At 45.3% G+C, this 21,569-nt stretch carries 18 protein-coding genes; 10 read left to right on the forward strand and 8 right to left on the reverse strand.

Annotated features, from left to right (window positions below; all coding sequences use genetic code 11):
- The first annotated feature begins 36 nt into the window (after positions 1-36).
- Positions 37-1,539 carry an NCS1 family nucleobase:cation symporter-1 gene (locus MHN00_RS19485; protein ID WP_239302115.1) on the forward strand — a complete coding sequence of 501 codons (1,503 nt, stop codon included), beginning with the start codon at positions 37-39 and terminating at the stop codon, positions 1,537-1,539.
- Positions 1,540-1,666: 127 nt separating this feature from the next.
- Here the strand turns inward: MHN00_RS19485 and MHN00_RS19490 are convergent, their stop codons facing one another.
- Positions 1,667-2,401, reverse strand: a complete 735-nt coding sequence (locus tag MHN00_RS19490; protein WP_239240230.1) for a helix-turn-helix domain-containing protein — start codon at positions 2,399-2,401, stop codon at positions 1,667-1,669.
- Positions 2,402-2,532: 131 nt separating this feature from the next.
- Here MHN00_RS19490 and MHN00_RS19495 point away from each other — a divergent pair, with 131 nt between their 5' ends.
- The 4 genes from MHN00_RS19495 (at position 2,533) to MHN00_RS19510 (ending at position 5,673) form a co-directional block, all read left to right on the forward strand.
- Positions 2,533-2,943: a hypothetical protein gene (locus MHN00_RS19495; RefSeq protein ID WP_101565926.1), complete on the forward strand. Its 411-nt coding sequence runs from the start codon at positions 2,533-2,535 to the stop codon at positions 2,941-2,943.
- Positions 2,944-3,117: 174 nt separating this feature from the next.
- Complete coding sequence (locus tag MHN00_RS19500; protein ID WP_239302116.1) at positions 3,118-3,954, forward strand: DUF2145 domain-containing protein; 837 nt, start codon at positions 3,118-3,120, stop codon at positions 3,952-3,954.
- A complete protein-coding gene (yiaA, locus tag MHN00_RS19505) occupies positions 3,938-4,408 on the forward strand; it encodes an inner membrane protein YiaA (protein WP_239302117.1) in 471 nt (156 codons plus the stop codon). Before MHN00_RS19500 ends, yiaA begins: the two co-directional genes overlap by 17 nt.
- A gap of 173 nt (positions 4,409-4,581) precedes the next feature.
- Complete coding sequence (locus MHN00_RS19510) at positions 4,582-5,673, forward strand: hypothetical protein (protein ID WP_239302118.1); 1,092 nt, start codon at positions 4,582-4,584, stop codon at positions 5,671-5,673.
- A gap of 18 nt (positions 5,674-5,691) precedes the next feature.
- On the opposite strand, the gene MHN00_RS19515 is transcribed toward MHN00_RS19510, so the two are convergent.
- Positions 5,692-6,552 (reverse strand): hypothetical protein, encoded by an 861-nt coding sequence (locus tag MHN00_RS19515; RefSeq protein WP_239302119.1) that lies wholly within the window; start codon positions 6,550-6,552, stop codon positions 5,692-5,694.
- 435 nt (positions 6,553-6,987) lie between these two features.
- Here MHN00_RS19515 and MHN00_RS19520 point away from each other — a divergent pair, with 435 nt between their 5' ends.
- A complete protein-coding gene (locus tag MHN00_RS19520) occupies positions 6,988-7,821 on the forward strand; it encodes a class II glutamine amidotransferase (protein ID WP_069944984.1) in 834 nt (277 codons plus the stop codon).
- A 237-nt stretch (positions 7,822-8,058) separates the two neighbouring features.
- Here the strand turns inward: MHN00_RS19520 and MHN00_RS19525 are convergent, their stop codons facing one another.
- Complete coding sequence (locus MHN00_RS19525) at positions 8,059-9,057, reverse strand: LysR family transcriptional regulator (protein ID WP_239302121.1); 999 nt, start codon at positions 9,055-9,057, stop codon at positions 8,059-8,061.
- Positions 9,058-9,224: 167 nt separating this feature from the next.
- On the opposite strand from MHN00_RS19525, the gene MHN00_RS19530 reads away from it, so the two are divergent.
- Positions 9,225-9,740 (forward strand): lactoylglutathione lyase family protein, encoded by a 516-nt coding sequence (locus MHN00_RS19530; RefSeq protein ID WP_014950763.1) that lies wholly within the window; start codon positions 9,225-9,227, stop codon positions 9,738-9,740.
- A 122-nt stretch (positions 9,741-9,862) separates the two neighbouring features.
- Here MHN00_RS19530 and MHN00_RS19535 read toward each other — a convergent pair whose 3' ends face one another.
- From MHN00_RS19535 to MHN00_RS19550, 4 genes are all read right to left on the reverse strand, one after another.
- The gene (locus MHN00_RS19535; RefSeq protein ID WP_239302123.1) at positions 9,863-10,504 is read right to left on the reverse strand and encodes an MBL fold metallo-hydrolase; all 642 of its coding nucleotides are present in this window, start codon (positions 10,502-10,504) and stop codon (positions 9,863-9,865) included.
- A gap of 3 nt (positions 10,505-10,507) precedes the next feature.
- Complete coding sequence (locus MHN00_RS19540) at positions 10,508-11,950, reverse strand: APC family permease (protein WP_239302125.1); 1,443 nt, start codon at positions 11,948-11,950, stop codon at positions 10,508-10,510.
- Positions 11,947-13,647 (reverse strand): amidohydrolase, encoded by a 1,701-nt coding sequence (locus MHN00_RS19545; protein WP_239302127.1) that lies wholly within the window; start codon positions 13,645-13,647, stop codon positions 11,947-11,949. Before MHN00_RS19545 ends, MHN00_RS19540 begins: the two co-directional genes overlap by 4 nt.
- Before the next feature lie 97 nt (positions 13,648-13,744).
- Positions 13,745-14,785, reverse strand: a complete 1,041-nt coding sequence (locus tag MHN00_RS19550) for a serine/threonine dehydratase (RefSeq protein ID WP_014980344.1) — start codon at positions 14,783-14,785, stop codon at positions 13,745-13,747.
- A 195-nt stretch (positions 14,786-14,980) separates the two neighbouring features.
- Between MHN00_RS19550 and MHN00_RS19555 the strand changes: the two genes are divergently transcribed.
- The gene (locus MHN00_RS19555) at positions 14,981-17,959 is read left to right on the forward strand and encodes a bifunctional diguanylate cyclase/phosphodiesterase (RefSeq protein ID WP_239302129.1); all 2,979 of its coding nucleotides are present in this window, start codon (positions 14,981-14,983) and stop codon (positions 17,957-17,959) included.
- Positions 17,960-17,970: 11 nt separating this feature from the next.
- Positions 17,971-18,345, forward strand: coding sequence for a PH domain-containing protein (locus MHN00_RS19560; protein WP_014950757.1), 375 nt, complete (start codon positions 17,971-17,973; stop codon positions 18,343-18,345).
- Between the two features lie 235 nt (positions 18,346-18,580).
- Here the strand turns inward: MHN00_RS19560 and MHN00_RS19565 are convergent, their stop codons facing one another.
- Positions 18,581-20,794, reverse strand: a complete 2,214-nt coding sequence (locus tag MHN00_RS19565) for a S9 family peptidase (protein ID WP_239302131.1) — start codon at positions 20,792-20,794, stop codon at positions 18,581-18,583.
- Between the two features lie 70 nt (positions 20,795-20,864).
- Between MHN00_RS19565 and MHN00_RS19570 the strand changes: the two genes are divergently transcribed.
- On the forward strand, positions 20,865-21,488 hold the full coding sequence (locus MHN00_RS19570; RefSeq protein ID WP_014950755.1) for an NAD(P)H-binding protein: 624 nt from the start codon (positions 20,865-20,867) through the stop codon (positions 21,486-21,488).
- Positions 21,489-21,569: the final 81 nt, after the last annotated feature.

Genomic DNA, 21,569 nt, shown 5'->3' on the forward strand with positions numbered 1-21,569 from the left:
CAACAAGTAATAGCAAACCCAATAAGGAAATAGATCGTGGATAACACCAACAATCAGACCATGACAAAACCTTCCCATTACGATGGCGATTTATGGAATGAAGATTTAGCGCCAACCAACGCGGAAACCAGAACCTGGGTGTGGAAAGACTATGCAGCATTATGGATTGCGATGGTGGTTTGTGTACCTACTTACCTCTTATCTGCCGGCCTGGTATCAGAAGGCATGAATTGGTATCAAGCGGTTGTCACCGTACTGTTGGGCAACATCATCGTGCTTGTACCTATGATGCTAATTGGTCATGCAGGTGCAAAATACGGCTTACCTTTTCCCGTATTATTACGTAGCGCATTTGGCACCAAAGGCGCGAAAATTCCTGCTTTGGCCCGAGGGCTTGTTGCATGTGGCTGGTTTGGAATTAACACATGGGTAGGCGGCAGTGCCATTTACGTTATTTTAAATAGCGTGAGCGGCGACGCTTTTGTGGGGCAGGCACTACCATTTTTAGGTATCGATATCACACAAACTCTGTGCTTCTTCGCTTTCTGGGCGATGCACTTGGTTTTTATAAAACACGGTACCGAATCTATTCGTTGGCTTGAAACTTTTGCTGCACCATTTTTGATCTTAATGGGCCTAGCGCTTCTTGGTTGGGCATATGTTAATGCTGGTGGGTTTGGCGAAATGTTGTCAACGCCGTCTCAGTTTGTTGAAGGTGGAGCCAAAGAAGGGCAGTTTTGGACAGCCTTCTTCGCGGGCTTAACCTCTATGGTGGGCTTCTGGGCAACCATGGCGTTGAACATTCCCGATTTCACGCGTTTTGCAAAATCACAAAAAGACCAAATGTTAGGCCAAGCCATTGGCTTGCCATTACCCATGGCGCTATTTGCCTTTATCGGTGTAGCGGTAACGTCAGCAACGGTCACCATTTATGGTGAGGCCATATGGGACCCTGTGGCACTTGCCGGTCGAATGGGAGGCATGGGTGTAGTGCTGGCGCTTGCAGCATTAGCACTTGCAACGTTAACCACAAATTTAGCCGCTAACATGGTAGCCCCAGCCTATGGTTTTTCGAATATGGCGCCTTCAAAAATAAGCTTCAAAATGGGCGGCTATATAACCGCTGGTATCGGCGTCGCTATCTTCCCTTGGAAGCTGCTTGAAACCGCGGGTGGCTATTTATTTACTTGGCTTACGGGATATTCTGCGCTTCTTGGGCCTATTGCGGGTATTCTAATTGCCGACTATTTTATCTTAAGAAAATCGACATTAAACATAGATGCGCTATTTCAACACAGTGGCGAATATGGCGCGAACAACGGTTGGAACATGGCGGGGGTGACTGCACTTGTTATTGGTATTTTGCCTAATATTCCTGGCTTTATGCACGCGGCAGGGTTTGTAGAAAGCGTGCCAGCCGTTTTCGATACGCTTTACGCCTACGCATGGTTTGTAGGGTTAATCATCGCCAGCATGGTTTATCTGCTGCTCTCCAACAGAGCACCCGTCACCATGCAGGCAAAAAGCGCCTCCCAATAATGGGGTCAGAGTACATTTCTGAGTAACAAAAAATGGGGTCAGAGTAATTTTCTGTGTAGTAGACTAATGGGGTCGGAGTACTTTTCTACGAAATGTACTCCGACCCCCCAAATATACTTCGACAGGGTTATTTTCGCTTCATATTTTCAAAAAGCGAGGGTTCCCAAGGCCGCATCGCCATTAAAAGACCAATGTGCTGGCGTTCTTCAATTGGTAGGGCATTATCTTCGCTGCTGAGTTTTGCTGCTTCTTGTCGCAGTTGTTCAAGACGGCGCTGAATAATCGAAACCGAGGTCTGAGAATAGCGGCCGCGTAAATAGAAACGGAACATCCATGGCTCGTTTTTCTTTGGATCCATAAACTTCACCATTACTTCCTGTTCCATAAATTTCTCTAGCGGGCCGCCAGGGATCCAGCGAAAGTTCTGGGCAATAAGCAGCTTGTAGCGGTTGTTTGGTAACAGCTCTATAAGCTTAAGTTTGTCTAAGGTTGTCATTAGCTTAATGCCCTCGACCTCAGAAATATTGTAGTGCTTGATGATTTCCGAGAATCGCCAACCATCGCGCACGCAAACTGCTGCGAGCAGTAGTTTGGGATTGGCAAGTAGCTCCATTTCTTGCTTCTCAGACAGCTGTGATATTTTTTCCTGCTGCTTTTGCGACAGGCTAAAAAGGTCGCTTAATGACAAATTTAGACATTCACAAATCTGTTCCAGTTTATCGAGGCTAAAAGCCTGTAAAGAGAAATTTCGTTTTACGCTGGCCTCGCTTACGTTCAGTTTCTGTGCGATCTGTTTGTAGGTAAATCGCTGCTCTCGTAAACATTGTTTAAGCGTGTCGTAAACAAGGTTAATTTGGCTCATGGTATTAAATATTTATACTTGTGGTGTAATTTAATACTACATCAGCGATTGTGGTTTACGAAATTTATTCTTGGTTCTAGTGTAGAACATGTTCAGGCACATCTCGCCTTTACATACTAGGAGCAAGTGATATGAAAAATTCGCGTTCAACATTGATGTTAACTGCACTATTAAGTAGTGCGCTTCTTACCCATTCTGTAATGGCAGATGATTCCATCGACCACAGTGGCAAAGCCAGTAAACATAGCGCGCTTGCTGCATCTGAAGGCCTAGCAACGACGGCGTCAGTAGCGAGTGCCGTAGTCGCTGTTCCGGTGATACTAACCGGCAGTGCTGTAGTGGCAGGTAGCGCAGTTGCTGAAAGTGTGATTGACGAGAGTAGCCGCAGTATTCACGGAGCTAGTCATCATTCCTCCGTTGATAATAACCAGCCGTTAGTGATTACCGAAACAATCATTACTGCAGATCCTGCGCCAAACAAAGTCGTTGCGACCACTAACACAACAACGACTACGACAACTACTACCACAACTAAACGCTAACGGTTAATTAATTGCTCGAACTTTGAAGCGCGATTGGACGCTATAAAAGTGGCTGTAGCTTGGTAAAAAACTGCTACAGCGAAGCGTTGTGCATCTAGCGCTTTATAATAAATAGCGAGCGCTTTAGGTGGCTCTTATTCAGTGCAAGTCGAGAGAATTTAAGCAGGGAAGAGTATGAAAACATTTTTGTATTCAATGGCTGTGGCTTTGGTACTACTTACTGCCAACACTAATCACGCTTTGGCAGGTAGTCAGCAGCACGGAAAACCTTCGTTTTCACCAGAAGCCATTGCCATTTTTTCTAAAGAAGTAGAAAAGTATGCGGCAAGCCAAGGAGCTCGTGCCTTCATTATTGCAAGGCGAGGCAGACCGATTGAAGACATGCCGGAGGGCATTCGCTTTACGCACACAGCTATTGCTATCTACTCAAGCATTCAGCTAGATAATGGAGAGACAGCCAAAGGCTATGCAATCCATAATTTGTATCAGGATGCTGATGAACAAGACGTGAGTCATCTAGTTACCGATTATCCTGTAGATTTTTTCTGGAGTGCTTATGCGCTCGAGGCTGGTCTGATTATCCCATCGGTTGCCGTGCAGCAAGCGCTTATAAGTATGTACAGCGAAGATAGAGCAAAATTGTTGCATAACCCACGCTATTCAGTGGTTGCTAACCCATTCAACAGTGAACGACAAAACTGTACCGAGTACACCCTAGATGTGCTGAATGCTGCGGTGTACTCCACCACAGATATAGCCCAGCTAAAAGCTAATGCAAAGGCATATTTTACGCCGCAAAAAGTAAACATGAGCCGCGCCAAACTTGGCTTGGCGAGTATGTTCAGCGACGGCGTGACGCTGTCCGATCACGGTCGTAAGGTGGAAACAACTACATTTGGAAGCCTTGCTCGTTACATGCAGAAATACGATTTATCGGAAAAGGCAGTTATTTTTGCGAGCAACGGTGAGACAACTATTATCGAGGAATTTAACAATGCAGATTCAGAATAAACCAACGAAAGCATTTCGAATAGCATCACTGGCAGCCCTAATTGTGGGTGTAGGCGCTTATTTTATCGGCCTTTACAATGCCCCAATGGCGCTAAATGAAAAAGGTTATTACTTCACTATTATGTTATTTGGCTTGTTTTCTGTAGTGAGCTTACAAAAAACGGTACGCGATAAAATGGAAGGTGTGCCAGCGACCGAAGCATACTTCCTTGCATCAGCTGTAGCTACTGCATCAGCCATCGTATTGTTGGTAATTGGCTTATTAAATGCTGAGCTTTTATTAAGTGAAAAAGGCTTCTTCGGCATGGCCTTCACTCTAAGCCTCTTTGCCGCTATTACGGTGCAGAAGAACGTACGCGATAGCCAAACTGCAGATGAGTCACGCAACACAAAAAGCGATACTCAAAGCAGCGCTACTGAGCACGAAGACTCTCCCAAAGTGAAAGCCGCTTAAAAAATGGGGTCAGAGTACATTAAATTAATGGGGTCGGAATACATCTCTAAGTAATGTACTCTGACCCCATTAGTTTTACGATTTACGCTTTTGGTTTCGGCGCATTTTCAGTATGGTAGGTGTAACGCTGGTTAAGCATTCAGCCAGCTTGTTCAACGCATCAGGGATGAATTATGCGCAAACCCGTTAAATACCGAATAGCTTTTCTAATAGTTGCTGCTGCCTGCTTTTATGTAGGAACGTTATTTTTACCTGAAACACTTCCTGACATAATCCTCTCCTTTGAAAGTATTTGGGCTAACGCACAGTGGCGAAATACCTTGCTTGTTACGTTGGCATATTTTGTCTTTTTGCCTGCACTTTACTATTTCTGGATTATTCAAATTGGCAATCAGGCTCTGTGGAAATTATTGCTAGTTTTTTCTTTAAGTAGTTTGGTCGCACGCTATAACTATCCAGAGAAGTTAGCCTATTACTTTGAATTCATTACCTATCTTAAATATCCGATTATTGCCGTATTGATGGTGATAGAAATTCTCCTTCTGGTAACGATAGTTAAAGCGTTGTGGGGGGCTCGAAAGCTCTCTGGCGATCCGCGAATTCACATGCTGGAACAATATGAAGGCGATAACATTTATGAAAAAGGGTCGAAAGAAGCAAAGAAGTTAGAGTTGGCACTTATGTTTGCTCATGAGCCCGCCAGTTGGTACTACGCCATACCTCGTTTTAGTAGAAACCATGTTCCCGCCATAGCCAATCTGCATTTATGGTCCGCACAGTGGTGGCATGTGTCACTGGTTTGTGTAGCGCTTGTAGTTGCGACGTATGCAAGTTATCTCGCCATTGCACTTTGGAGTGAAACGGTTGCCATTGTCGTGGCAACCTTGGTTTTTTACCTCATAGTGATGTTTATTGCTAACTACAGAGTCAGCAAGCATTACTCTGTTTACCTTATAAAAGATAAGCTTATGGTGAATAATTCGTGGTGGGGAATGACTGTTATTCCACTTTCCAATATTAAACAAGTAGAAACAGGCAGTTGGACGGCTGCTTCAACAAAAGAACAGTTCCATTTCGGTAGAGGCAACGCAAACGTTAAACTTACTTTTGTTTCAGAACAAAAGTATTACTCTGGTTTAGCGACTTTTATTGAGCCGATGGACACACTTTATCTCAGTGTCGACGACCCGTCAGCATTACATGGGATTTGTCAGCTTAACACAGAACAAATGGGGTCAGAGTACATTACTAAAAAAGTACTCTGACCCCATAATCTCACAATGCTAGTTGGTTTCGGCTTGCCATTCAGCTAATTGCTTAGCGATTTGTGCTGAGACTCGCTCGTTAACTATTGCGGCGCGTCGATTCATCTCGTGGTGCCACTGGCTGTCTCGTTTAATATGTGAAGGCACTGGCGCATGTCGGTCCAAAGGGCCTGGGTAATAGTATGCGTCAGCAACGTCTGAAAGCTTTTGATTCGTGCCGTCTGCAAATCGTGCTGAAACGCTGGATAAAGGGGAATTTAATTCACTCTTTTCGTTAAGCAAAACAAGCGTGGGAGTAGAAATATCAGGTATTGTCGATGTAGAAAAATGGGGCCATATTGTCGCAATATTAAGGTCGTTAAGCTTAGAAATAAAGGGCACAAACTCATTGATTGCTTCACCCCGCTTTAACGACACCGGCTGCTTTAATGTATGCATTGCGCCAAACAGGAGTATCGCTTTATCGTTTTGTTCAGCGACCAGCTTCACAGTTTTCTCATAGTTCACAATGCGTGTTTTGGTGAGAGACTGCCATTGTTCTTTGCTCAATCCTTCCCATTTAAACTCTGGTTCGGCTAGAGCTATGCGAACTTTATGGTTTGACGATGCATTGAGTAACCTTAGTGCCTGCACAAAATGGCGGTAATGCTCATATTGCCACGCCATAAAATAAATACTGTCCTGCCACAAAGGCTCTAATTCTTGCAGTGAAACCTTTGTTTTGGGATTAAGCAAATAATCATCCATCTCAGCTTGGTAATGGCTATTACCAAACTCAGTCACAATAACGTCGACACTCTCAAAGATATCACGATCAGACAGAGCGTTGATTAAGAGCTCGGTCGGTGCCGCGGAGCCGTGTATATCACCAATTGCCACTATTTGGTGTTCGTTTAATAAATGCTTAAAGGTTTGATTTACCTCGTAGTTCCCAGTATTAGCGATATGAGTTGAAGGCGAAACCTCGTTAGCAAAAGAAGTGTAGGGTAATAACACTGAACACATAACAATGACGAAGTGCGAATAAATCGAGAAAGAGTGGTAGCGCATCATATATATGAAAGAATAGTTTGTTTGTAATTGATTATCATTATTATTAATTATAAATGAAAGGGGAGGTAAACATAAAACGGACGTTTTTATGCAATTCAATTAAAATAAAGTGGTATGAAGGTCATTGGCTTTAAAAAGGTGAATGAGTTGTAAAGTCTGCCGCTTCTCCTTTATTACGGACCAATGTCGAATTGATTCGGCTCGAGTGCTTGCGTATCCTCGACATACTTAATGAAATAACTGCTATAGGTAACAAACGTTGTGTGTGAACTTTTAGGCATGAGTGCGAACACTCCTACTGACCTATGTTTTAGTTTTACCGGGCTGACTCGCCGCGGTGGTGAAACAGGGCCGCATAAAGACGGCTGGGGAGTTGCTTTTTATGAAGGGAAGGGCGTGCGTATGTTTCACGATCCCGAGCCTTGCGCCACATCACCCATCGCAGACTTTGTTTCGAAGTTGCCTATAAAAAGCAAGAATGCGATTTGCCATATTCGTCAGGCTAATGTGGGTAACATTAACTTAGCTAACACGCATCCCTTTACTCGCGAACTGTGGGGGCGATACTGGGTGTTTGCGCACAACGGACAACTACCTAATTTCTCGCGCCGGACGGGTGTTTACGAAGCAGTTGGGGATACCGATAGCGAAGAGCTTTTCTGCGATATTATGAATAACGTTAGGCAAAACCTCCCTCGAGACGCTATGCCTGAGCAGTTAGCTGAAACGTTAGTTTCACTTGCAAAGGAGTACGCTCAGCAAGGTGTATTCAATTGCTTACTGAGCAATGGCGACTGGTTATTTACCTTCTGTAGTACAAAGTTAGCTAGCATTACCCGCAGAGCACCTTTTGGCCCCGCTTGTTTGAGTGATGTAGAGGTGGAAATTGATTTTGCAGCTGAAACCACGCCAAAAGATGTAGTGAGCATTATTGCTACTGAACCGCTAACAAACGATGAACAGTGGGATATCTACGAACGGGGTGAGTGGAAGCTATGGCAGGAAGGCGAAGTCATAGCCTCGGGTAAAGTGGATGTCCCTGAACACAAAAAAGAAGCTGAAATGGTTGCACCAGATCCATCGCTTCACGACTAATCACGAATTATGGGGTCAGAGTAACTTTAATTGCCCCGCTCTCAAAAAGCTCGGCGCTGAGTTAGTAACCCAGCGTAATAATGTACTCTGACCCCATAACTCGAACTATGGGGTCAGAGTAACTTTAATAGCCTCGCTATCAAAAAGCCCGGCGCTTAGTTGGTAACTAAGCGTAATAATGTACTCTGACCCCAATATTCAGGTTGGCTAGATCGATAATGTACTCTGACCCCATTTTTAACCCAATACTTGCGTGATGGCTTGTTTTACTACTTGGTAGCGGGCGGGTAGGGCGCTGTGGGGTGTTTGAACACTGTATAGGGGCTCGGTTACTTCATTTTTAGCTTTGTAGACGGTAAGTTTGTCGGCAAAAGACACAAAGTCTAGTGTGCTGGTGGGCAGCACGGTGTAACCCAACCCTTCGCTTACGGGCAATAGAATTTGCGAAAGTTGGTTGATGTAGCCGGTATGAGGTAGCTTATTCGGATTAACGTTAGCTAACTCAGCTTCTCCGCAATCGTTAAAATAGCGCTGCAAGTAGTGCATAGCATCAGGGTGATTAATAAGCCCTAGATGCTTGATGACGGCTTTTAATGTTCTACCATCATCAGTTTTACTCTTTGCTTTTCCAGATACGCTTGCTACTTTTGCTACCGAATCCGAATTAAAACCCTGCGCGTTTTCAGATAACCCAGGAACCTGCGCAGCAAGCGCATAAGGTAGGCTTCGCGGTAGAATAAGCCCCAATGCTTCTTCGCCTAAATACTCACTATGTATATCTTCGCTCTCTGGCTGGTTTGTCACAATGCCAAGCTCCAGCGTATTGTTCGCAATGCCTGACAAAATAGTACGACGAGGTGCGACTTCCACGTGAATATTAAGCGCGCTATGCTGTTTTTGTAGTGCCAGCAGAGCAGGATAAATACGCTGAGCAATCGCGCCTGAGCAGGCCACTACACACTTACCTTCAAAAGGGGCGTCAAACTTTAAGCTGGCAATAAAATCTTGCTCTTTTTCCTGCTGCTCCTTGGCATAGTGGTACACACGCTGGCCCTGTTCAGTTAGCTGAATCCCCTTGCCTAAACGGATGACTAGTTCACACTGACATGCCTCTTCCAGTTTCTTAAGGTGCTGACTTACGCCCGGCTGCGTCATAAACCGTTGCTCTGCGGTGCGCGTAAAGTTCCCCGTTTCTACTAACGTGATGAAGGTGTCTAGCCAAGTAGGATTTATCATTCGGGTATAATTTAAATTTATTAAATTTAGAAAATATCATAATTTCATGTTTCATCTTTGTCTAGCTATTATGTATGCACATTCACTTAAGCGGTGTTCGAGTTGGCCTTCTTGATGAGGCGGCCGCTTAAGCCACTTTGATAACTTGCACTACATAGGAGTAAGTGATGACTGAAGCAGTAAAAACACCGTATCCACGTACGTTTTCTCATATTGGAATTTCAGTACCTGACTTAGAAGCTGCCGTGAAATTTTATACCGAAGTACTTGGCTGGTACCTCATCATGAAGCCAACAGAGATTGTTGAAGATGACTCGGCGATTGGCGAAATGTGTACCGATGTATTTGGTCCAGGTTGGGGAAAATTCCGCATTGCGCATCTATCAACAGGGGATCGTGTCGGCGTTGAAATTTTTGAGTTCAGCAACCAAGAGAACCCAGAAAACAACTTTGAATATTGGAAAACCGGTATCTTTCATTTCTGTGTTCAAGACCCAGATGTTGAAGGCTTGGCTGAAAAGATTGTCGCTGCTGGTGGTAAAAAGCGAATGAAGGCGCCGCGTTATTACTATCCGGGTGAAAAGCCTTACCGCATGATTTACATGGAAGACCCGTTTGGCAACATCCTTGAAATTTATAGCCACAGCTATGAGTTGCATTATGCAAGCGGCGCTTACGAATAAGCATTGTTTGTAAGGTCTGTTACTTATCGCTTCAAGCTTGTAGGTAGCAGGCGTTAAATAAGCAAGAAGGCGAGGGCGTTAATAGCAATTAAACGTACCTCGCCTTTTTATTTTTAATTAGGCTAACCGAACCTGCCAGATACATAAGGATTCGTGGCCTTTTCGGTTGCAACCGTAGTGGTTGGTCCATGACCCGGGTAAATCGTCATATCATCCGGCAGCACCATAATTTTCTGTTTAATCGAGTCGATTAATTGCTGATGATTACCTTGTGGGAAATCAGTTCTGCCAATAGAGCCTGCGAAAATTACATCACCCACAATAACGCGATTACTTGAGCGTTCTACCAGCACCACATGACCAGGTGTATGACCCGGGCAATGCAGCACCTCTAGCGTAAAATTGCCCACTGAAATGGTATCGTTGTCGTTTAACCACTCGTTGGGAGCAAAAGGCTGGGCGGGTGGAAAGCCAAACATCTGGCTTTGCTGCATAAGTGCATCTAGCCAGAATTTATCGCCAATATGCGGCCCAACAATAGGTACACCGTAATGTTCAGCAATGGCGACAGTGCCGCCTACATGATCTAAGTGCCCATGAGTGAGTATGATTTTTTCTATACTCACGCCTTTATTCGATGCAGCTTCAATCAACTTTTCAATGTCGCCGCCCGGGTCGACAAACGCGCCTTTGTTAGTGGATGAGTCCCAAATTAATGAACAGTTTTGGGCAAAGGGCGTAACGGGTATAACTTGAATTTCCACGGTTTAACCTTTTGATTCTTTGTTGCTTGGAGCGAAATAAAAAAAATAAAGCAGTGCGCCAACCACTAATTCACCCAGTAAAAATAGCCACGCGTTGGTTGACGACTGTGCAATAGACCATGCGCAAACCGCTAGTGCGACAAAGGGTATCAGACGTCGAAACAGGTTTACAGGGCTGGCAAATGCGCCTGCAGAGCCGTTAAAATAAGCGTCATTCTCAGAATTATCTTGCTGCATGCTGCTTTGTGAAGAAGCGCTCTGCAAGGAAGTTTCCTGCAAGCGAGTCCCCTGTAAAAATGCCCTCTGTAAAGACGCCCGCTGAGCTTTCATCAACACCACTACACACACGGCGTAAACCACAAGCCGGGCAAGCACACTGGAAATAGCTAACCACACAAAGCTACCGCTAAGTGCCATAGTACCGGCAAACATTCCCAGTATTAATATGGAAACTGCTGGGGTAGCAAAGGGCGCATGAATCTCGCCTAACTTCTGTCCGAGTTTACCTGGAATAAGTGACTGCTGGGCCATAGAAAACGTCAGCCGAGACGTAGAAATCATATTTGCCAGTAAGTTACCGGCAACCGACACCACGGCGGTTAGCGTCATTATAAGCGCCCCAGTTTCGCCAAATATCATATTGGCGAGTGCAATAAGTGGTGCGCTATCCGGCTTTGCAGGCCCTACAGTGTGCCAATAAAGCCACTGCACGCAAAAGTAAAATATGGCGATACCTGAAACTGTAAGCATTAAAGCCCGAGGTATGGTCTTTTTCGGCGAACTGGTCTCGCCGCTCGTGACCACTACCGTTTCAAAACCAATAAAAGCGTAAAGCGTAAGTAGGGCACCAGCAGAGATGGTGTCAAATGCAGGCACAACGGATGTCGATGTACTTGTAAATGCAGCAGAAAAGTCGAGCTGCCAGTAGCCAACTCCAATAAGCGCCACGAAAGGCAGCAGTTTTAACACCGAGATAGTATCAAGCGAGCGCATGGCGGCCTTAAGGCCAACAATATTCACTACGATTAGTGCTGCGGTAAGCGCGATAATGGCGAATGACTTGCCTATTCCCGCATTCAGTTCGGGCCACACATAACCGGCGTACAGCAATAACACGTGCATGTTGGCGGCAATCGCAGTTGCGCGAGCCAAGTAGTAAATAAAGCCAGTTTGAAACGCCGCTGCGTCACCAAAGCCTTTCTGGGCGTACACCACAGGTCCACCGGTTTCTTGGTACAGCGTCGCTAGCTGCCCAAAACACCACACAATGGCCAGCATTAGCGCGCCAAAAATCAAAAAGATGTAAGGGCTGAAAGCGCCGAGCTCAGCGGCCATTTTAGCGGGCAGAGCAAAAATGCCCGCCCCAATAAGGCCATTTAACACCAAAAGGGCAGCGCCAATGCCGCCAATCCCTTTGGTTAACAGGCTTTTGTTTTTGCTACTCATTTAGAAAAAACTTCTTCTCCAGCCACATAAGTAGCGTGTACTTCGGTTTTCCAAATGTCTTTGGCATCAATGGTAAAAATATCTTGGTCGACCAAGATAAAGTCTGCCCATTTTCCAGGCGTTAGTGTGCCTAAGGTATCTTCCATGTGCCCTGCGTAGGCTGCATCTAACGTAAACCCTTTAAAGGCTTGTTCAATGGTTAATGCTTCGTGGGCGTACCAACCTTTTACGGGTTGATTATTTCTGTCTTGTCGCGTAACCGCAGCGTGAAGCCCGTAAAATGGGTTAGCAAGCTCAACAGGGAAATCAGAGCCTAAGGGCAGTGCAATGCCCGAATCGAGTAGCGTTTTCCACGCGTAAGCGCCTTTCATACGATCTTTGCCAAGGCGATCTTCCGCCATGTTCTTATCGCTGGTGGCGTGAGTAGGCTGCATGGAAGGTAAGACCTTTAGCGAAGCAAAGCGGGCTAGGTCGTCAGGCGCAATCACCTGTGCATGCTCAATACGGTTGCGCAGTTCGCTGCCGCCAATACTCTTAAACGTGGTTTCAAACTCGTTCAGTGCGACATGGTTAGCCTTATCACCAATGGCATGGTAGTTTAGCTGGAAGCCCGCACCAATTACCGTAGTAAACAGTTGGGTCATATCTTCTGGTTGAGTTAACAGCAAACCATGTTGATGCGGTGCATCTGAATAAGGTTCAAGCAATGCTGCGCCTCGGCTACCTAGTGCGCCATCGCCATAAGCTTTAACTGAACGAATATATAAAAAGTCGTCTTTATCGCGGATAGCGCCATTGCCTAACATGGTGCTGAGGTCAGGGTCTGTCGCGCTCACCATGGCATAAATACGCACAGGCAAGTCACCTTCTACCGCTTCTTTTAAATAGAAATCGTAAACGTCTCTGTCTATGCCAGCATCGTGCATTGACGTAACACCATTTGCTAGTAAGTGCTCACCTGCTGCATGTAATTGCTGCTCGTAAATAGCGCTGCTTGCTTTGGGCAAATGCGCTTCAATTAATTGCGATGCATTATCAATGAAAACACCGGTAGGATTACCGTCAGCGTCTTTAATGATTTCGCCACCTGCAGGCGATGGGGTGTCTTTAGTTATACCCGCAATTTCCATCGCTTTACTGTTCACCCAGGTAGCGTGGCTGTCTACGCGAGCTAGTGCCACAGGTCGGTCAGAAATGACTTTATCTAGATCAGCCGCTGTTGGAAACGCTCTGTCAGACCATAATTCCTGGTTCCAACCGCGCCCGGTAATCCAAGCTTGTTGTCCATTTGCAAAGGCGTATTCGGCAACTGTTTTGGCCGCGTCTTGTGCACTGCTACTTTCTCGCAAATCGACTTCCAACAAGTTTGCGCCTAAGCCAAGCAAATGCCCGTGAGCGTCGATAAGCCCGGGTAGCATGACTTTGCCTTTGCCATCAATAGTGCTATCGACAGGCGTGTTGCCTTTGTCGATATCTAATGCAACTACTTTGCCTTCATCAATGACAAGGTTTTTAAACGAAATGAGTTTGCCAGTTTCATTTAACGTATAGCCTTTTACGTTCTCAACAAGCGTTGCAGCATCCACCGTAAGCGTGGTGGTTATAGCGCCTAACGTTGCCGCTGTTGCAAACATTGCGCTTAGCAATTTTGAAAGCGAGTGCTTTTTAAATGTCAGTGCCGACAATGTAGAGTTCATAGTGAGTTTCTGCCTTTTTTATTTCTGTTTTATTCTTTGTTTTTTTAGTTTGTATACCGAGCTGCTCGAGTTTCAATAGCTACGCACTAACGCAACGCTATGCCTCGACACGCTCGGTGTCTTCAAATTCGTCTTCGTCATCAAGGTCAAGAATGGGAGGCTGCAGCAAAAAATCTCTCTCCCAAATCTTAGCCATACTCGACTGGCTAATGTTGCCACCACTCAATATAACAAGAGCGGTTTGCCCAGGTGGAGTGTTGGCAGCCCAAGCCGCTACTGCAGCCATGGTCATCGCGCACGTGGGCTCAATATGAAGCTTTAGTAAATGATGTAGCCATTGGGTCCAATAAGCAATTTGCAGCTCATCTACTTCGTAGAAATCATCTATTTCTTGAAGTATAGGAAACGTTACATCGCCAACAGAAGGTGTGGCTGCACCGTCTGCTAAGGTATTTGGAGCATAGTCTAAAGCAATGATCTCACCAGCTTGCAACGACATAGAGGCATCATTCGCTTCGGCGGGCTCAGCGCCAATGACCAATGCATTTGGCTGTAGTGCGCGAGTTGCCAGTAATGAGCCCGACAATAACCCTCCGCCACCACACGGCGCAAAAACAGCATCCACCTCACCAATTTCGTTAAGCGCTTCTAACGTTGCCGTGCCTTGTCCTGCCACAATATCTTTGTGGTTAAACGGCGGTATCCAGACCGTGTCTGGTGCTTTTGAGGCTTGCTCGACAGCCGCATCTGCTTCTGGACGGGTAGGAAATAGTTTTAATTCAGCACCATAGCTTTGCGTAGCGGCAGCTTTTATTGGCGAAATGGTCTCGCTCGCAAAAATAGTGGCCTTAATACCAAAGTGAGCTGCTGCATAGGCTACTGCCTGAGCATGATTTCCAGAACTATTGGCGACCACATGTTTCGGTAAACGACCTTCCTCTTTCAACCGGGCTAAAAAATTCATGGCGCCGCGAATTTTGAATGCCCCGATGGTCTGTAAGCACTCCGCTTTAAACAGAATGCGGTTGCCCATCCATTTGTTGAGCAACGAAGATTCAACAATCGGCGTTTTCTTTACGTCGCCTTTTATACGTTCATAGGCTTGTTTAATGTCTTCGAAATTTGGGGAAATACTCATTAAGTAACGCTCTTTTCATTTTGGTTTTTTTATGGGGTAGCGCCGACAAGGGCCTTTACGCACTAAAAGAAAATCGGAAGCCTTACAGTGCCAGATACTATTAGATAACGCCAGAGCCTATACCACATAAGACAATTCATATTTATTTAATAATTCTACTTTAGTATACCGGCGCTAGTTACCGGAGACAGGCACATGTTAAGCAAACACAACCATCGTATTTACGCCTTACCTACGGTTTTGTTTCTTTTTCTCACCTTTTTATTTGTTTCTGCTGGTGTTTTTATTCAAAACGATGAACGCGCAGCACGTATTTCTAAGGCGCAGTCGGTTGCCGAGCAGGTAAAAATTAGTCTTGAAGTTTTCTCAAGCGAACGTATTCAAGCGCTGCACAACCTGATGCGAAACTGGCCCACCTTTGAGCCAAACCAAGTAGACTGGTTTAATGCGCAAGCCCTGTCATTGATGGGCATGCAGCGAGGCTTTTCATCGTTGGTATTTGTCGATGCGAGCGGTGAGATAGCGTGGGTGGCAACACCATCTTCCGGTATCAAAACCCGTATAGACAACAGCCTCATTGGCCATCCTATGGATGCGTTGGGCTTAAACATATCGCGTTTGTCCGAGGATTTGGAAAGCACGCTTTTGTATTCAGATGCTGCTCAACATCACTTTATCATTGTGGGCAGGGCCATAAGCCCTCAAGAGCCTGAGCACGGATTTCTGGTGGCGGGGTTCGACGTACAAACCATATTAACCGTGATGTTAGGCGAGTTAGTAGGCCCACAGTTTAACTTTCAGCTTAACGCCGACAGTGCAACGCTTTTTCAAAGCGGTGAGTTAGTCAACGATGGCACCATTGTGTCGCTTTTGCCGTTCAGTTTTTTAGAACGCGATTTTTACCTTTCCATGCAGTCTCAGCTAAGCCCATATAACGCAGGCTTGTTAATTATTATGATTGGACTGTTGATGTCAGCGCTAGTTAGCTATGTGCTGCACAAGCAGCTTAAAGGCGCGGTTAATTTGTCTTTGAGTCAGCAGCGTTACCTCACCGCTAGCGAAGCCTCCCTTGATGCGCTTCTTATTTATCAGCCAACAGATGACGACTTTTCTCTAGTAGAAGCAAACTCATACAGTCGCTATCTATTTCGCGGTGCATGTGATGTATTGCGGTCCATGAGCTTAGCCGAGCAAACGCGATATTTAGGCTTAAGCAATGAATTTAAAAACGCCAAAAACGTTGCTGAACTTGGCGTGCCTTATGAAGCTCACCTTGCCATTCATAGTGATAAGATTGCGCCTCAATGGATAAAAGTTCAGGTGGTAAAAGCTGGTGACAATATTGCGGTGACCGTAAGAGACGTGACCGAACGTTTTCGCGCCCAGCATGATTTAAAGCGTAGCGAAGAAAAGTATCGCCGCTTAGTTGACGGCATGCACCGCCACTTTGTTTACACCAAGACCGTTGAGCACAACTTTATGTATGTGAGCGCAGGTATTGAAAAGATTTTAGGGTTTAGCGCAGAAGACTTCTGTGCAAACGAGTCGAGGTACGTTCGCCAAGTACCTGACGAGACGTTTGAGATACGTCAAACCATTGCCCGTGGTGAAAAGCCCGAGCCTTATATTGTGCATTATCAAGGCAAAGTGGGTACACCGTTAGCGATTGAGTTTTCAGACACCCCCATTGTTGACGAACAAGGCGTACTGGTGGCTATTGAAGGCATAGCGCGTGATGTGACCAAGGAGCTGGCGCTGCAGGAAGAAGTGTATTTTCAAGCTAATCATGACCAGTTAACCGGGCTGTTTAATCGTTACGCATTTGATGAAAAACTGCGAGAGATCCTTGATGAAACACATAATGACTTTGTTCCGCATGGCAATAGCGCAGCTTTGAGCCAAGTTGGTTTTAAAAAAGTGGCAAACATCAATTCGTCTCGCGCTTATCACAAGCAAAGCGTAATGTGCTTTATCGATATGGATAGGTTCAAATTAGTTAACGACAGCTGTGGTCACCCAGCAGGTGATAAGCTACTAAAAGAGATCTCTACCATATTTAGGCAATACGTGAATGGGCAGGACTTGCTTGCCCGAATAGGGGGAGATGAGTTTTGTATTATATTTCGCAACCAGAGCCTAGATGAAGTCACGAAGCGATTAGATAAACTTTTAGTGGCAATTTCAAACTACCGTTTTGTGTATGATGACAAATTGTTTTTTGTGGGGGCAAGCATTGGCGTTATCGAAATAAACGAGAGTACACAAAGCGCAGAAGCGTTAATTAAAGCGGCCGACAACGCATGTTACAAAGCTAAACACCTGGGTCGAAACCGTTACTTTGTATTTCATGATAACGACTCACAGATGGCCATTGATGACAGTGAAAACCAGGTGCTACATGCCTTGCACCACGCACTACAAAACGACGGGTTTGAGTTGTATAGCCAAGCAATCATGCCGCTTAACGTGCCCAATCAAGAAAAGGCCGCCCAACTTCAGCATTACGAGATTTTGCTTCGTCTAAATGCAAAAGACAGTGGCCTTATAAGCCCGGGGCTTTTTATCCCGTTAGCAGAGCGTCACGGTTTAATGAACAAAGTGGATATGTGGGTGGTAGATAACACCCTTAAAACCTTAGAAAGTAACCCTGCTCACATCGATAACGTAGGCAAAGTCGCAATTAATTTATCTGGTATTACACTGGGTGATGAAATGGCGCTGCACAACATAGCCAAGCGCATGCAAAGTACTTCTGTACCTGCTGAGAAAATTTGTTTTGAGATTACAGAAACAACAGCGGTAACTAACTTAAGCGCTGCAAAACACTTCATTTCTACACTACGCGATTTGGGGTGTAGCTTTGCTTTAGATGACTTTGGTGCAGGTATGTCTTCATTCACTTATCTTAAAAACCTTGATGTTGATTACGTTAAGATCGACGGCTCCTTTGTGCGAAATATCGTTCACGATCCTATCGATCATGCTACAGTAACAGCGATAAATAATATTGCGCACAGTATGGGTAAACAGACCGTAGCCGAGTTTGTGGTCGATAACGCGACCGCCGAAGTGTTACGAGAGCTTAAAGTAGATTTCGGTCAAGGCTTTGCTTTAGATAAACCCAAGCCGCTGGCGCATAGAGTTCAATGGCGAGTTAAACTTGCCTCTGCCTAAAAGGAAATGTCATGGGTTTATTTGATACCATCATGGGTAATGCAAGCGAGACTAGCGCTTCAGACGTTCAAGAAGAGCTTACGCCTATACTTGCTGCTAACGAAACTGTTACCTCTGCGTTTAAGCTAGTGCGCGATTTAAGTGTATTCACGAACAAGCGCCTAATCCTTATTGATAAGCAAGGCCTTACCGGGCGTAAAGTGAACTATCACTCCATTCCTTACAAATCTATTACTCAGTTTATCGTTGAGACGGCAGGGCATTTTGATACTGACGCCGAGCTTAAAATTTGGCTGTCGGGCAAAGCCGATCCTATTGAGATTGAACTAAGTGCATCGTCTGCTCAGGCGGTACAGCAAAACCTAGCAACCCAGATGTTTAGCTAGTTTCTGCATTTGTAATATTTGATTGATGCTTGTAAGTAGCAAGTGAAGAAAGTCTAATCACCCTACAGGTGCAGAAAGCGCTACAACGCAAACATGTACAAAATAAGCGTTAATTAAAGTGACCAAACAAAAAAGCGATGCCTTCATAAGCATCGCTTTTTGCTTTTCACTCATTTCTAGGGCTTGTTGAATTTGTATGTACAGTAGAGTCAACAGGCCCCAGGCTCTAACCGTATTAGTCTTTCAAGTTACGGTTAAAGAAGTTAGTAATAGTTTTGTATAAGTGAATGCCCGTTTGCTTACCACGGATGCTGTGCTTCTTGCCCGGGTAATCCATAGTTTCAAATGGAATTGCCAAGTCTTGAAGGTGCTTGTAGAGCATCGTTGAATGGGTAAACAACACGTTGTCATCTGCCATGCCGTGGTAAATCAAAAGATCGCCTTTCAGGTCTTTTGCGTAGGGGAATACTGAAGACGCAGTGTAAGCATCGTCATCCGTATTCGGGTTGCCCATGTAGCGTTCAGTGTAGTGGGTGTCATATAGGCGCCAGTCAGTTACCGGCGCACCTGACACACCCGCTGCAAAATAATCGCCCGCTTTGAACATGGTCATTAGCGTCATGTAGCCGCCATAGCTGTGACCGTGGACACCAATACGCTCAGCATCAACGAAAGGAAGTGTGCGCAAGAACTCTACGCCAGCAACCTGATCGTCTACTTCAATAAAGCCCATTTTTTTATAAATAGGATCTTCAAAGCCTTTACCGCGATAGTTAGAGCCGCGGTTATCTAGCGTAAATACCACATAGCCTTGGTCAACCCAGTGTTGGAAAAGCAAACCACGGTTACCCGCCCAGCTGTTTGTTACAACTTGTGCGTGCGGACCGCCGTAAAGGTAAACAATAACAGGGTGCTTCTGTTTAGGGTTTTGCTTGGCACTATCAGGCGTGTAAATTCGATATTTAAGGGTTGCGCCATCCTTTGTGGTGATGTCACCAAACTCAGGTGCTGTCCAGCTATCCATGTAAGCGTGCAGAGGGTGGCCTTCTTCAACTTTGTTTTCTTCAAGCCAGGTAATTCGCTCGCCAGTGGCGCTATTTAGGCTAACTTGTGCAGGAGAGTTAATCGTTGAGAAACGGTCAATAAAGATAGAGGCATCTTTGCTAAACGCTGCGCTGTGATACGCGCCTAGTTCAGTAATACGCGAAATCTCACCGCCATCTAAAGGCACGCTGTAAACATGACTTTCTAGTGGTGTGTCTTTGCGGCCAGAGAAGTACAAACGGCTGTTTGCGGTATCAATAGCTTCAACGCTGTCCACTACCCAGTCGCCTTTGGTTAATTGCTTAACCAGCTTGCCGCTGTTGTTAAATAGGTAAAGGTGTTTAAAACCGTCGCGCTCAGATGCCCAGATGAATTGGCCTTTTTCTTTTAGGAAATAAAGGTCGTTGTGCAGGTTTACCCAGGTATCGCTTGTTTCTGTAAGCAATACGTTTTCTTTTTTGCTGTTAAGGTCGAACGCGCGAAGCTCCAGTGTTTGCTGGTCGCGTGTCTGCCACTGGTAGGTAAAGGTAGTGCTATTTGGCATCCACTTACCGCGAGCAAAATAAATGTCTTTATCTTCACCTAAATCCACCCAAGTGCGATCACCTGAGTCGATGTTTTGAATAGCAAGTTCCACCAAGACGTTTGGCGTGCCCGCTTTCGGGTATTTTTGTTCGATAAGCTTGATGTCGTCAGCATAGATTTCAGAACGCGTGATCACATCTACCGGGCTTTCATCAACCTTGGTAAAGGCAATTTTAGTCTCATCTGGCGACCACCAGTATCCGGTCATACGGCCCATTTCTTCTTGCGCCACAAATTCGGCCATACCAAATTTAATGTTGTCGCCACCTTCTTTGGTAATTGCCGTTTCTTTACCCGATTCAATGTGTTTTACATAAAGGTTCTGGTCGCGAATAAAAGAGATGTAGTTACCTTTTGGTGATAATTTAATATCAGTTTCAAAAGCGTCAGTATCTAAAAGTTGCTTCGCCCCTTTTTCGCCCAGCTTGTGATAAAACACATCGCCACCTAATGGGAAAAGTAATGCTTTACCATCGTCCGACCACTGGTAGCTTACAATACCGCTGCCAGATAAACGCATACGCTCGCGTCGCGCTTTCTCTTCATCAGAAAGCACTTCTTCGCCGCTTTGTAAGTCGTTTGAGTCGAAAAGCATGCGAGTTTGGCCACTTTCAATATGGTATTCCCATAGATCTAGGCGCTCGTAGTCGGTTTGCTTACCTTTAAGAAATGTTACCCGTTGACCGTCAGGTGATACTTTTAACGAACGGGGTGCGTTGCCATCGAGTGAAGGAGAAGAGAAAATACGCTCAATAGTGAGCGTTTCAGCGTTTAAAGCAGTAGAGAGCATAGCGGCTCCAATTAAAAGGGCTTTTTTCATTTTTATCTGCATATTTGACTGTCGAAGGTTTGATTGTAGTTATATCAATTTATGATACAAGGTGCGACATATGAAATCCGCAATGGTGCTAGGAGCGACAGGTTTAGTGGGACGAACGCTTGTAAATATGCTGTTACAGGATAGACGGTACAATGAGGTAACCTGCTTAGTCAGAAAACCGCTCTCCTCCAGTATGTTTAACGACCCTCACAATCGCCTAAAACCTGTAGTTATCGACTTCGACAATCTACAGGACTATCAAGGCTACTTTAGCGTAAATCATGTGTACTGTTGTCTGGGCACCACGCTTAAAAAGGCGGGATCGAAACAAGCGTTTCGCCGCGTTGATTTTGAATATGTTCATGTTGCCGCACAGTTAACCCGAGCTCAGCGCGCGGACAGTTTTGTATGGATATCATCGGTAGGCGCTGATGCTAAAAGCAGTAACTTTTATTTACGAGTAAAAGGCGAGCTAGAAAACGCGATTATGCGAATGCCTCAGTTACCCCATGCCTCTGCCGTACGCCCTTCGTTATTGTTAGGCAATCGCGACGAGTCGCGGACGCTAGAAGATATAGCGCAGAAAACGGCGCCCATATGGCAAAGCATAATGAAAGGCCCGTTAAAGAAATACCGACCCGTTCATGCCGTTGACGTGGCCAGAAATATGATGTCGCTGCAGCGCTGGAAATAAGCGCTCACAGTAAATGTCACAACCTTAACGTGAAGCACAACCCGACTTGATATAGAATGCGCGCCTTTTAACGCACTAGGT

Source organism: Alteromonas sp. Cnat2-8, assembly GCF_022348355.1.
Classification (GTDB): Bacteria; Pseudomonadota; Gammaproteobacteria; order Enterobacterales; family Alteromonadaceae; genus Alteromonas; species Alteromonas macleodii.